We start from the raw sequence: 12,944 nt of genomic DNA, 5'->3' as shown, positions 1-12,944 counted from the left end.
AGTCCTTGGCCATCAGTGGCACGCCGCCAGAACGCTGTCTGCGATCGCGATGCCGCGTCCCATCGCATGGTCCAGAATATCCGGAGACGCTCCCATCTCTTTCGCCATGGCCGGAGCCTGGCGCAGATGTTCAGCAAATTCGGTAAGCGTAGTTGCGAGCGCTTTCTGCTCAGCAGGATCAGGCATCAGTTCACCGCAAATGTGCTTCCAATCGGGAAGATGATCACGACCACCGTCACGCATCATGGCCCAACGGGTGGAGCGAACAATCCCCTCTTTGGCGAGCCGCATTGGCGCAAAATCAAAGAGCGGAGACAGGCGGATCGTGCCGTTCTGGTGCTTGCTGAGTGCGGAATTCCGACCGTGATTGTCGGGATTACCGAGCGCCAGGTTGGCGATATCTCGCTTCAGGTATTCCACAATATCCGCGAAGGGATCAGCCGAGTATTGGCGCAGAACATCAAGATACGCCTCGTGCGTGCCAACATGGCCGAAATCGGCGACACCGATCGCCGACACGAGGCTTTCCTGGCCGAGGCGGATGCTTCCGCCGCCATCTCTCTTCTTCCGGTCGAAACGGGGAATGATCAGAACGCCTTCGGCGTAGGTCGAAGGTTCGCTGACATTCAGACCGATCTCTTGAGCGATCCGCGAATAGAGGGCTTCGCCTTCGAGAATCAGGCGGTCCACAGGCTCGTAGCTGCGTACCAGTTTGACGATGACGTGGCGTACGGCCTCATCATCAGTCACGAAGCTGTCGGGATAGTAGAGCCCATCATTCGCCTGTGTCATTGAGACCTTCGGCCATTCGCCTTGCAGGCCGCTTGAGCCGGATGCGAGCATTCCAAAGCGATCGGCGACTTCCATGAAGCGATCAGACCGCTCAAGAATTTCCGCTTCTGTCACCCCTTCGCGCTCAACACCGCGCAGCCGTTCCGCTTCGGCATCTGCAGCTTCTTTGATGCGGATATTGCCTATGCCGCCCGTTGCCGATCGCAGAAGTAGCTGCAGATCGGAAGCGCGCGAGCTTTCAGCAACGCCGAGGTGATCGGCAAGCTTTCGCCTTGCATGCCCCTGGGGCATAAGATCCAAGAGGAAGGGCGGCCAACTGCGGCTATATCGATTTTCGAGATCAACGGGATAACGGACTGACAAGGCGCGATGATCGCGGACAGTTTTCCCGGCGGCGAATTCCGCCGACGCCACGGTGACGAAATAGTCGAGATCGTAATCGACGATGGACGCGCCCTGAAAACCGGCCGCATCGTCCTTGAGTTCTAGCGTCGCAGCGTGATGCCACTCGCCATTAAAATGGGCTTGGAGCGTTAGGCGCATTAATTGACCCCTTCAATGGTTCAAATAATGCATCTTTGGAAGTTATTCAACCCACCACAGTGGGTTGAATAACTGCTGTCAGAACTGCCAGCTACCGAAACGGCTATGGAAGCTTCTGATCCGGCTGACCATCTTCCGGCCACGCAACGCACTCAAGTTGCGACCTTAATTTTACATGCAGCCGTGAGCGGAATCCGAACCCGCGGTCGATTTTGAGGACTTGCCTAGACCATCGGCATCGCAGTGACGCCTTCGGCTGCTCCGCAAAGGGGTTCACGCGGCGACATCGCCTTTGACGTGGGATACAGCGACAGCGCGCACCCCGAGTTCAGTCAATGTTCGCGTTCTGTGCGTCTGGGATCGCATAATGTATCGACTGGAAGGCGCCGTTTTGCGCAGGCTCCGGTTACGCCGCTCTATCGATTTCTGGGATCAACTCCAGTTCGCCATGAAGCGCTATTTCCTCTGTCTTGAGGTTGAAGCTGGTCTGCATGTTCATCCAAAATTCCGGCGTTGTGCGGAAGTACTTTGCAAGGCGCAGGGCGGTATCCGTGGTTATCGGTGTTTGCTCGGCCGCGATGCGTTCTATGCGGGTGCGAGGAACATGGAGCTTTTTCGCCAATGCACCGGCACTCATGTTCAGAGGACGCAGGTACTCCTCGCGGAGGATTTCGCCAGGATGGATCGGCGGAAGGATATGGGTCATCTCAAGCTCCCTGTCTGCCACGCTTGGCCTTCAATGGTAGTCAACTATTTCAACGTCCTCGATACCGGCATCAGTCCATGCAAAGCATATCCGCCACTGATCATTGATCCGGATTGAATGTTGGCCTTCTCTATTCCCCTTAAGCGCTTCTAGTCGATTGCCGGGAGGAGAGCGCAGGTCCTCAAGAGCTGCAGCGCAGGATTGTCAGTTTGCGGACGGCCGACCTCACGATGTCTGAGGGAAAACCTTTTGGCGGTTTGCCGCGGGCAACGGCTTCGGTTCTCGCACCCTTAAATGACCTGATCACGCCTGGCTCTTAATGTTTGTATCATATGGTGATACAGGTTGAAGTCAACCAATATGTATCATTGCACGATACAGATTCGCAATCGCGTTCCTGTTTACGCGATCTCAACGTGGTCGATCTCCGGTTCAGATCCCTTCAAGGCGGAGATGTGTGCCGGACCAGATGCGAACCAAATACGACATCGGGGTCATCGCAAAAATTCCCGGTCGCGCTCCGCACCACCACTATCTCCCGTGCGCTGACTACGGGCTTCGGTTGTGGTATTTTAGAAATACATCAAATAAAGTTTCGAATTGGGGGAGCCATGGATCGTGGGCTTGCCGCAATCTTGGTCGCGGATGTCGTCGGCTAGTCCAAGCTCATGGAGCGCGATGAACAAGGCACTTATGAGAGGCTGGTTGCAGGCCGCAAGGAATTGTTCGAGCCTGAAATCGCCCGTCACCACGGCCGCATTTTCAAGCCAATGGGCGACGGCCTTTTGGCTGAGTTCTCGAGTGTCGTCGATGCTGTGGAATGTGCTGTTGCCCTGCAGCAGGGACTCAGGTCGGGACGAGGAGATGGTCGCCAGCTGGCCGAACAAGGAGATGGGAAATGATTGTAGATCAGGCTTGACAAGAATTGCCCCATACAAGCGGGAAACCAACGCCATGCCCTCAAAAGGTCCCCCTCCGATGCCAAAACTCACCTGTCGAACATCAACCCGGTCCAAAATGTCGACCAGCTCGTGGCGCCGAGTCCATCTTCCAAGGCCCTGAAACCGCGAAACTCAGTACCGCGGTCAAAGGTGAAGCTCTGACGGGCAAAGGCCGGCAGTGGTGAAAAGGCATCGACGATCTTGTCGATGAGCGGCTGTGGGTGGCGGCTGCCATTCTTGATCATCACTGTGTAGCGGCTCTTGCGCTCGACTAGCGAGAGGGCATAGCGCTGTTTCCCGAGCTAGCACTTCTGCGCTATCCAGATCCAATCTCTTACTCGCGGTGTCGATTTGTTGCGGTCGGGCAGATGACGTATCTTATTGCCCCGGTACGCAATCAGCTGATCAATCGTTGTCAAGGGAGATATCGATGGCTAGAGGCTCGCTTCAGATACATGCGAAAAGTCGGGAATTGCCGGCCGGCGCGGGCCATTCCAGCTTCACAACCTGACGGTCGGCATCTTTCTTGTCGACCAGAACCATCATCGCCTTGCTGTAGGCACCGACATTACGTCATGCATACCGCTCCGTGCAGGCGAGGGATGGATTCTGCCGGCGCGGGCGAGCGGTATATGCGAGTTCGATGAGACCCTATCCTATCTCACGTTGGAGTTCCCGGACGACCTGCTGCGCGAGACAGGATGGGACCAGCCCGACTTCACGCCTCTCGTCGGGGGGCTCGATCCGCTGCTCGTCCAGATGGTGAAGAACGCTGTCGCCACGACCGAGACGTCGGACTCGCTCTATCGGCAGACCATGAGCATTTCGGCGGCAGCTCATCTGACCCACGTGTTGTCGCCGCGACATGTCCCAGCTATTTCGATCGACGACAGGCGTCTACGGAAGGCCATTGCCTACATCCATGACAACCTCATGGGAGAGTTGTCCCTCCACGCGATGGCGTCCGAAGCGGCGGACCTTGGGGCCGCTCCGGCCCAAGGCCCCCATCGACAAACTGGCCAAGTGAGACGCCGCTGGTCGGGCCGTCGAGTTAGGCAGGGAACGGCCTCAAGCGATGGGTTCAGCAAGTCTTTCATTTCCCCCGAGAGGGCGACGGGCCCGCGTGAAGACGAAACAAGCGCGCGGATGATGTCGCAGGAGATTATGTAGCAGGAGCGGTGGCAATCAGTGTTTTCCAGATAGGGTCGGGTTGTTCAAGCTCAACCTGATGGAAAGATCCCGATGACCGACGAGATGTCGCGGTGGGCCAGTCGGCGGCCGGTGCCTTCTTCCTGCAGGCCTGTCCGCTTCGCCAATCCCGGAACGCCTGGCGGACTGATCGGCATACCGGACGGCGAGCAGATCGTCCGCAGAGCGGCAAAGCTATCGGTCGACTTTCAGTAGCTCTTTCCTGCGACGGCGCGGACGACATCGATGAACGCTCCCGTCACAGGCCGTAACCGGTCGCTTCGGTAAACGATCGAGGTATCTATCGAGAGGTTCGATCCCGAAATGGGCCTGTACACGACCCCGTCGCGCTTCAGGTTCTCGAGACATTTCGGGAGGAGCGAAACGCCAAGGCCGACCGAAACGAGGCCGATGATCGTCTGCTTCGGCGTGGCCTCCCGGACGATTCTGGGACTGAAGCCAGAGCTTTGGCAAAGTCCGATTATCTGGTCATATAGAGTAGCATTGATGCTGCGAGGGAACTGGATCAGTGGTTCATCTGCAAGCTCTGCCAGCGGGATCTCAGCCTGAGACGCAAGTCTATGCTGCTGTGGCACCGCAATCACCAGAGGCTCGACAAGGATTGTTTCGATCACCAGGTGCTTGCCGCTGACTGGTGGATGAATGAAGCCGACATCCAGCCGGCCCTCGCTTACGCCGCGAACTTGATCCGGAATGCGGAGATCGGAGAGTTCAAGTGTTACATCCGGGTATGATCGGGTGAAGCGATCGACGATCGTGGGAATCACGCTATAGATCGCCGCATCGATGAAGCCGACGGAGAGATGTCCCGTCTCGCCGCGCTCGGTCTTCCGGACAAGTTCGGTGGCGGTTTCCGTCTGCCGCAGCAGGCTGCGTGCTTCCTCCAAAAGAACCGAGCCTGCCGCCGTCAGCTCGACCTTGCGTTTCGTCCTCTCAAGCAGTGCTACGCCGAGTTCACGCTCTAGCCGCTGGATCTGCTTGGTGAGTGGAGGCTGGGAGATGTTGAGCCTCTTTGCGGCACGGCCAAAATGCAGTTCCTCTGCGACGGCCACGAAGGATTGAAGCAGTCTGTGCTCCATTAGAGTTTCCGTTCCGGTATCACAGGCGGATGAAACAATATTGGACGGAATATATCTCCTCCAGCATCATGCGCAAAGGATGCTTCGCAGGGAGATAACATGAGCGATCAGAAGTTCTCGCGGCGGCAGATGCTGCAGGCACCTCTCGTCGGCGCAACCATTGTCGCGGCCTCACAATCCGGCTTCGCTTGCGAAGCCGTAGCGCAGCCGCAGCCGTCAAACTCGCCTGCCCCCGCTGGCGCCTATGCGCACAACGTCGAGGCGGTCGGCTACACCGACATGGAACACCGTCCGGCTTTCAAGATGGCTATCCGCGAGGTGAGAGGCCGGTGGCATCTCTATACGGGCCATTTCTGGGACTCCGGCTGGAGCATCGTTGACGTGACCGATCCTGCCAAACCGCAGGTGGCGAAGTTCATCTCGTACCCGACACCGAACACGTGGACGCTGCAGATCGATCTGTCGGGCGACACAATGGTGACGGCTCTGGAAAAGCCGTTCGCGAATTTCGGCGGCGAACCAGACGCTCCCTTTGATGAAGGCCTTCTCGTCTGGGACATCGCCGATCCGCTGAACCCGCAATTGCTGTCGCACTTCAAGACCGGCGCAAACGGCACCCACCGCAATCTCTATCCAGGCGGACGCTATGTTCACGTTGCCGCGTCCATGCCGGGTTATCGCGGTAACATCTACCTCATTCTAGATATTTCGGATCGCGCCAATCCGCGTGAAGCGGGACGCTGGTGGGTGCCGGGGCAGCACGAGGCAGGAGGTGAGAGCTTCTCCGATGCGCTGCTGACAAGTATCTCACGTTCAAGAGAGCGAGCGGAACCGATGCGGTTTCAGGCGCAATGCATATGCGGCGCATTTTGCTCCGGCGAGGACGTCTCACTGCACGGGCCCGCTTACGTCGTGGGAAACCACGTCTATCTGCCCTATGGGGCGGCCGGCATGATCGTGCTCGATATAAGCGATGTATCGCGGCCACGGAAGATCGGCGGACTAAGCTTCAGCCCACCGTTTCATTCCCGCTTCGGCGTGCACGGGGTCCTGCCGGTTCCGGAGCAGGGCATCGCTTTCGCAAATTCAGAGAATGTGACCTATGGGCAGGGCGCTGCCCATCACGCCTCGATCATCGACATATCGGACCCCAGCGAGCCTTTCCTGCTGTCGTTGCTCCCGGAGCCTGTGCCCCCGGCCGAGGCTCCTTACGCTGATTTCACGACGCGAGGCGGATGGCGCGGCCCGCACAACATCAACCATCATCAGCATCATCCGGATGTCGAAAAGCAAGGAGACCTCTTCTACATAGCCCATTTCAATGCGGGGCTGCGGATCTATGACGTCTCCAACAGACGCCTCCCGCGGGAAGTGGGCTATTTCATTCCGCCCGAGCCGGTGCGCCGTTACGGTCCAATACCGGAGGACAAGCTGGTCCTTCAGACGGAGGATGTCGTCGTTGACCGGCGAGGCTTCATCTACATTAGCGACAAGAACCAGGGCATCTGGGTCCTGCGCTACATCGGCGAGCGGCCGCAGGCGCGCCGCGCATGAGCGTCGGACTCATTGCAGTACGGCTGTTACTGCCGGAGCGGATCGCGAGGAAGCCATCCGCGACACTCGCCCGCCGTCCCCCTGTGGCGTTTCGAAGCGATTCGAACCAGACGACCACGTCCTCAATGTAATGGGGCCTCCCGACGGTAAGATCTCCGGCACATATCAGGTCCTGTCACGACCAAGCTTTGTGCCCTGGCTGTCTGCTTCTGCTCGACAGGGACCTGACCGTCTCCAGAAACGCGCCCGGCGCCCGGCGGACGCCGCGCGGCTTCCATACTATCGCGAGATCCCAGGTTAGGTCGTCCGGCATTCCCTCCAACGGCACCATAGCCACACCCTCCACCTGCATGGAGCGCGCCCCTTCCGGTACGAAGGCCACTCCCATATCGGCCGCGACAAGGCTCAGGATCGTATGCATCTGGCGGGCCTCCTGGCGCACGCGTGGCACGAAGCCGGCCTTCCGGCAGGCGCTCATTAACTGACTGTGGAGCGATGGTCCTTGCACATGCGGAAAGAGTACGAAGGACTCGTGCGAGAGTTCAGCCAAGCCGACCGGTTTCCCCGTCGCCAAGCGGCTCGTACGCGGCACTGCGAGGCAAAAGCGGTCGCGATCGATCACTTCGACCTCTAGCCCTGATTCCGTCTTCAGGGGCGGCGTAACAAACCCCACGTCGACCGTGCCCTCCAGCAATCCCTGGAGTTGTGCGTCGGTTGATCGTTCATCCAAGCGGACCTCGACCATCGGAAAGCGTTCGCGATGGGCGCGGAGCGCGGCGGGAAGAACGCGGTAGAGCGCCGCGCTCGTAAAGGTCACCGTGATTTCGGCCAGATCTTCCGATGCGGCCCGTCGCGCCATTCGTATGCTGTCGTCGGCCTGCTGTAGCGTGCGGCGCGCCTCATTCAGGAATACATGGCCTGCAGGGGTCAGTTCAACCCGCCGTTGCGTCCGGACGAAGAGCTGAAAACCGAGTGCGGTTTCAAGGCGTTTGATCGACTGCGAGAGTGGCGGCTGGGCCATGTGAAGACGGCTGGCGGCCCTGCCGAAGTGAAGCTCCTCGGCAACGGCCACGAAGTGGCGCATGTGATGCAAATCGACCATCATATCAATATCGTCTCAATAAACTGCCAATTGATATTGGAAGAAACCGCACAGAGGTGCCAAGTCAAGAGCCTGACAGCAGCAGAAAGGAGGTTCTAATGCGCTCGCAGCCAATAACTCCGCGTCTGAGCAGGGCGGTCCTCATCGGGGCTATTCTTCTTGGCGGTACCGCTCATGCAGCGATAATGCGCCAAGACTTTACCGTGACCAGCGATCCGGGCGTTGAACTGGCGGTCCGTGAGGTAAGCGATGACAAGCTTCAGCCAGGCAGACTGCCGGTTGTGCTGGTCCACGGCGCGCGCGTGCCCGGCGTTGCTTCCTTTGATCTTCCGGTGGAGGGAGGCTCTCTCGCAGCCGACTTGGTTCGCGCCGGGCATCACGTCTTCATCATTGATGTGCGCGGCTACGGTGGCTCAAGGAGGGGCGGGCAAGACGGAAGCCAAGATGGCCAACCGCTCGTACGCTCCGACGAAGTGGTTCGCGACATCGCCGCCGTAGTCGACGCCATACAGGCGAGGACAGGGCGGTCGCAAGTTGCAATCCTGGGCTGGGCCACCGGCGGTCATTGGGCGGGCATGTATTCCAGCCAGAACCCGGACGAGGTGAGCCATCTGGTGATCTACAACAGCCTCTACGGTGCGCACTCCGGTCACAAGACCCTGGGGCCAGGCTCTGACATGGCCGATCCGAATAAGCCCGACGAGTTCCACGTCAAGCGCTTTGGGGCTTACCGCCTGAACACGGCCGCCTCCTTGCTGCCATCGTGGGACCGCTCGATTCCGGTCGAGGACAAGGCCACCTGGCGCGATCCGAGGGTGGCGGAGGCCTATCAAGCTGCGGCGCTTGCCTCTGATCCGACCTCAGCCAGCCGCAACCCGCCTTCGTTCCGAGCTCCGTCGGGCGCCATGGCCGACTCATTTGAACTTGCTTCGGGGCGCAAACTTTGGGATGCCGGTCCGATCACTGCGCGTGTGCTGGTGATCCGCTCGGAAAATGATTTCTGGAGCCGACCGGAGGACGTCACGACGCTGGCTCAGGACTTGAGACGGGCTGCAAGCGTGCGCACGGTCACAATCCCCAGGGCAACGCATTACGTTCATCTCGACAGGCCGGAGCGCGGGCGCAGCAGGCTCATCGCCGAGGTGACCCGGACGCTCGCGCAGCCCGCCGACGTAAAACCGTTTGACTGAGAACGGATCATGGAGCCCATGCTCGTCTATCTGGAGAGCCGTTCTCCCAGCGTCTGGATGTGCGTATAGGCCGCATTGCGAGCACCGCCGTATCATCGAACGGTCGCATGACGGCCCCGGTCGAACCGTATCTGGCGGTTATCCAGCGCAAGCCCGGTGCTCTGCGCGACGGCGCTCCCTTCACAGAACTGCCCGAAGCTTTCAAGCAGTTGCAGCAGCATCTGCTCAGGAAGCCCGGAGGCGACCGGGAGATGGTCGAGAGCCTGGTTCTCGTTCTGCAACATGGCGAGCAGGCCGTGCTGGCCGCAGTGGAGATGGCACTCGAGGTCGGCGTCACCACCAAGGTCCACATCCTCAATGTGCTGCACAGGCTAGTCGATGGCAGGCCGCTCCCGACACCTGTCGCGGATGCACCGCAGGCGCTGAGCCTGGCCAAGCCAAGGAGCCGCAGGCTAATGTCGAGCGCTACGATGCACTGCGCCAGGCTCGGGAGGCGCGCCAAGCGTCATGATCCCGCCATCGTCATCATGCTCAGGCCTGAAGATGCACGGCATGGCGCAGGCCGTCGCCGAACTGACCGAGCAGGCATCTCCCGCCTGCGAAGCCGCCACCCTGGTCCTGTCGCAACTCCTGAAGGCCGAGATGGAGCGGGAGGTCAGGTCCGTCGCCTATCAGCTCAAGGCAGCCCCCTTCCAGGTCTACCGCGATCTGGCTGGCTTCGACTTCGCCAGCAGTGAGATCAGCGAGGCCCTCGTGCTCCAGCTCCATCGCTGTGAGTTCATGGCGGATGCCAACAACGTCGTGCTTGTCGGAGGTCCAGGCTGCGCGACGATCAGGATGAGAGTCTCACCTTGATTGTCGCCGCGCAGAACATCAGGTTTGTTCCAGAATATAACTCCTGTACAAACAATTACTTAGGCGACTTTCGCGTCGCACTGACCTTGAATTTGCCAAAGCCCGTGATCTGGCCCGGGGCGTAGAGTGAGAGTTGCGCTCTGCTCCTCTCAACGTGGCGATGGGCCTCCGACGTGAGGGAGGGACCAGAGATCATGGGCGCGCCGAGAGGTATCCGCCGGCAGATCTTATCGTTGGGACGGCGATTGCATCGATCAAAAAATGGGGCCGGACGTTCTCTGCGCCGATAGGGTCATCTCGTTTTTCAACCAGCCGACAAGAGCTTCTATCGCTGGAAGTTTCTTCGAGAGCGGGTCGAAGGCTGCCCAGTACGCTGCTTTCTGTGAGCTCAAGGACGCTGACAAGGGCCTGACCAGCCGCCCCGTCCGAATATGCTCCCGAACAAGAAGGCCTCGCCCCATGGCGACACCCTGACCATCAAGAGCAGCTTGCAATACAATGTTGTAGTCGGTCAGGCGGGTCTGTTTGGCCTTCTTAAGTGGAAATCCGGCTGCCTCCGACCACAGCTGCCACTCGAGGCCGCTCTTGGCCTGCAATATCTCGTGGTTGAGAAGGTCCAGGGGGGATTGAAACTGGGAGCCGTCTCCGTACAGCGCCGGGCTCAACACCGGAGACAAATCTTCGTTTGCGAGGTGCACACAGGACTGCTTGCTCGCGCCAAAATCGCCAAATCGAATCGCGATATCCGCTTCTCCGCGCCCTACATCGACAATACGCAGGGTCGGATCCAATTCGAGTTCGATCGCTGGATGGCTCTTGAGGAAACCGCCAAGTCTGTTGATCAGCCAGTTCGCGGCGAAGGAGGGGAGCAAGCTCACACGCAATCTGGTCTGCCCGGATTGCGAGCGTACCCTCGCGGTGCCCTCCGACAGCACAGTGAAGGCCTCGTCAACGGTGGCAAGAAACATCGTGCCTGCCTCGGTCAGCTCTATGCTCTTACTCTTGCGACGAAAGAGCGGAGTACCCAGAGCACTCTCGAGCTGCTTGATGTGGTGGCTCACCGCGCTTTGCGTAATCAGCAGTTCCTCGCCGGCCAATCGGAAGCTCCCTCGGTTCGCTACCACTTGAAAGACCCTGGCCGCGGAAAGGGGTGGGAGAAATGGGGAACTACGCAACTTGCCGATGCCTCGCGGATGAATGGCGGCTGACATTAACGAATTCGATCACAGGGCACAAAGCTTTGAATTGGTGGGCTCCTCGGATTTCTTCCATGAAGCAAGAAGAAAAGGAGAAAGCAATGACGATATCTATCCGTGACAAACTGGCTACTCTTGGCCTGGAACTCCCCGCACCGACTTCTCCGGCTGCGAACTACATTTCGGTGGTCCGCACGGGCAACCTCTTGTTCATATCAGGTCAGATCAGCAAGGCGCCAGATGGTGAGATCATTGCAGGCACCCTGGGTGCGGACATATCCCACGAGCAGGGGGTGCAAGCGGCGCTTATCGCAGCCCTTAACCTTCTCGGACTGATCGCCGCCAAAACAGACGGTTCGCTTTCGTCTGTCCGTCGCATCGTGAAGCTCGGCGTGTTCGTCACGGCAACGAGCGAGTTCAAGGATCAGTCGAAGATTGCAAACGGTGCCTCCGACCTTATGGTTGCGGTGTTCGGCGAAGCCGGGCAGCACACCAGAGCAGCCATTGGTGTCAGTTCGCTTCCCTCGGGGGCAGCCGTCGAGATCGATGCGGTCGTGGAACTGGAGGAGACCAGATGCTGACCGATGCAAAAATCGACAGCCTGCGCAACGACACACCCGGCTGCGCCGAGCGAAGGCACTTCAATCACGCCGGAGCTTCGCTCCCACCGAGGCGGGTCACCGAAGCAATTATCGGACACTTGATGCTGGAATCGAGGCGAGGTCCGATGGAAGCTGCCGCACTGGTTGCGGACGAGCTCGCGATGCTTCGTACCAACGCTGCCAAGTTCATCGGCGCCGACGAAGGCGAGGTTGCGTTCGGTGGATCGGGGTCTGCCCTTTGGGGGAGCGTGTTTGCTGCGTTGCCACAGCTGAGGTCGGGCGAGCGCATTCTAATTGGCCGACAGGAATGGGGCGGTAATGTCGCATCGATGCAGCGTGCGGCAAGCCATGCCGGGGCAAGCATCGAGATCATTCCCTGCATGGACGACGGCAGTGTCGATGCGAACGCTCTTTCGGCAATGATCGACGACAACGTGCGCCTCATCTCGCTTACATGGCTTCCTGCCAACGGGGGACTGATAAACGACGCCGAAGCCATCGGGCGGGTCGCCAACGCGGCTCGCATCCCATACTTCGTGGATGCCGGGCAGGCACTTGGTCAGCTCCCTATCGATGTGTCGAGGATAGGTTGCGATGTTCTCAAGGCGGCCGGCAGGAAATACGTTAGAGGGCCGCGCGGAACGGCTCTCGTCTACGTTCGCTCCAAGTTCCTTGAGAAGCTCGATCCCGGTTTCGTTGATGTGAGCTCCGGCCCTCTCGTGAATGGAAAAGTCGAGCTGAGGAAAGACGCTCGTCTATTCGAAACGTCCGAAGCGCCTATATCACTACTCCTGGGGCTCGGCGAGGCGATCGCGCTGGCTTCGGAGTTGGGTGTCGAGGCGATCCAAGCCCGCATCGCCCTACTGGCAACCCGGCTTCGCGAAGGGTTGAAACGTATTCCAGGAGTCGAGATGCGCGACCTCGGTACGAAACAGTCGGGCCTTGTATCTTTTGCCGTGGCGGGAATTTCGGCATCGGTTGTGAGAAGCAAGCTAGCCGCCAAAAGCATCTCAATCGGGGCAAACGGCATACCCTACACGCCCTTCGACATGACGGCGCGCGGACTACAGGAAATAGCCCGAGCCTCGGTCAGTTACTTCAATACCGCGGGGGAGGTCGATGGCCTCGTCTATGCGGTTGAACAAATCGCAAAAGATGCAATCCAATAGAAGGAC

Annotated in this window: 9 protein-coding genes and 5 pseudogenes; 7 read left to right on the top strand and 7 right to left on the bottom strand. The window is 59.2% G+C overall.

What is annotated here, in order from left to right; all coding sequences use genetic code 11:
• Positions 1-12: 12 nt before the first annotated feature.
• From AC0C6X_RS26000 to AC0C6X_RS25990, 3 genes and pseudogenes are all read right to left on the bottom strand, one after another.
• Positions 13-1,335 carry a type II toxin-antitoxin system HipA family toxin gene (locus AC0C6X_RS26000; RefSeq protein ID WP_173519295.1) on the bottom strand — a complete coding sequence of 441 codons (1,323 nt, stop codon included), beginning with the start codon at positions 1,333-1,335 and terminating at the stop codon, positions 13-15.
• Positions 1,336-1,741: 406 nt separating this feature from the next.
• Positions 1,742-2,041 (bottom strand): HigA family addiction module antitoxin, encoded by a 300-nt coding sequence (locus tag AC0C6X_RS25995; RefSeq protein ID WP_173519294.1) that lies wholly within the window; start codon positions 2,039-2,041, stop codon positions 1,742-1,744.
• A gap of 30 nt (positions 2,042-2,071) precedes the next feature.
• Positions 2,072-2,348: pseudogene (locus tag AC0C6X_RS25990) on the bottom strand (type II toxin-antitoxin system RelE/ParE family toxin).
• A gap of 361 nt (positions 2,349-2,709) precedes the next feature.
• Between AC0C6X_RS25990 and AC0C6X_RS25985 the strand changes: the two are divergent.
• A pseudogene (locus tag AC0C6X_RS25985) lies at positions 2,710-2,889 on the top strand (adenylate/guanylate cyclase domain-containing protein); the annotation flags it as partial.
• A gap of 176 nt (positions 2,890-3,065) precedes the next feature.
• Here the strand turns inward: AC0C6X_RS25985 and AC0C6X_RS25980 are convergent.
• Positions 3,066-3,260 (bottom strand): annotated as a pseudogene (locus AC0C6X_RS25980) (IS30 family transposase); the annotation flags it as partial.
• 1,119 nt (positions 3,261-4,379) lie between these two features.
• Positions 4,380-5,270: a LysR family transcriptional regulator gene (locus AC0C6X_RS25975; RefSeq protein WP_173519289.1), complete on the bottom strand. Its 891-nt coding sequence runs from the start codon at positions 5,268-5,270 to the stop codon at positions 4,380-4,382.
• Between the two features lie 99 nt (positions 5,271-5,369).
• On the opposite strand from AC0C6X_RS25975, the gene AC0C6X_RS25970 reads away from it, so the two are divergent.
• The gene (locus tag AC0C6X_RS25970) at positions 5,370-6,824 is read left to right on the top strand and encodes an LVIVD repeat-containing protein (protein WP_472955961.1); all 1,455 of its coding nucleotides are present in this window, start codon (positions 5,370-5,372) and stop codon (positions 6,822-6,824) included.
• Positions 6,825-6,999: 175 nt separating this feature from the next.
• Here AC0C6X_RS25970 and AC0C6X_RS25965 read toward each other — a convergent pair whose 3' ends face one another.
• Positions 7,000-7,929, bottom strand: coding sequence for a LysR family transcriptional regulator (locus AC0C6X_RS25965; RefSeq protein WP_173519287.1), 930 nt, complete (start codon positions 7,927-7,929; stop codon positions 7,000-7,002).
• 200 nt (positions 7,930-8,129) lie between these two features.
• On the opposite strand from AC0C6X_RS25965, the gene AC0C6X_RS25960 reads away from it, so the two are divergent.
• The 3 genes and pseudogenes from AC0C6X_RS25960 to AC0C6X_RS25950 all read left to right on the top strand — a co-directional run.
• On the top strand, positions 8,130-9,116 hold the full coding sequence (locus AC0C6X_RS25960) for an alpha/beta fold hydrolase (RefSeq protein ID WP_247960806.1): 987 nt from the start codon (positions 8,130-8,132) through the stop codon (positions 9,114-9,116).
• Positions 9,117-9,192: 76 nt separating this feature from the next.
• A pseudogene (locus tag AC0C6X_RS25955) lies at positions 9,193-9,627 on the top strand (IS21 family transposase); the annotation flags it as partial.
• A gap of 16 nt (positions 9,628-9,643) precedes the next feature.
• A pseudogene (locus AC0C6X_RS25950) lies at positions 9,644-9,938 on the top strand (ATP-binding protein); the annotation flags it as partial.
• A gap of 287 nt (positions 9,939-10,225) precedes the next feature.
• Here AC0C6X_RS25950 and AC0C6X_RS25945 read toward each other — a convergent pair.
• Positions 10,226-11,182 carry a LysR substrate-binding domain-containing protein gene (locus tag AC0C6X_RS25945; RefSeq protein WP_472955960.1) on the bottom strand — a complete coding sequence of 319 codons (957 nt, stop codon included), beginning with the start codon at positions 11,180-11,182 and terminating at the stop codon, positions 10,226-10,228.
• 59 nt (positions 11,183-11,241) lie between these two features.
• On the opposite strand from AC0C6X_RS25945, the gene AC0C6X_RS25940 reads away from it, so the two are divergent.
• Positions 11,242-11,748, top strand: coding sequence for a RidA family protein (locus AC0C6X_RS25940; protein ID WP_312033060.1), 507 nt, complete (start codon positions 11,242-11,244; stop codon positions 11,746-11,748).
• Entirely contained in the window at positions 11,742-12,938 is a 1,197-nt protein-coding gene (locus AC0C6X_RS25935; RefSeq protein WP_173519285.1) for an aminotransferase class V-fold PLP-dependent enzyme, read from the top strand. Before AC0C6X_RS25940 ends, AC0C6X_RS25935 begins: the two co-directional genes overlap by 7 nt.
• The last annotated feature ends 6 nt before the right edge of the window (positions 12,939-12,944 follow it).

Source organism: Ensifer sp. VA4, assembly GCF_055710065.1.
The sequence above is the reverse complement of the archived record's forward strand: the minus strand, read 5'-3'. Positions and strand labels throughout refer to the sequence as shown.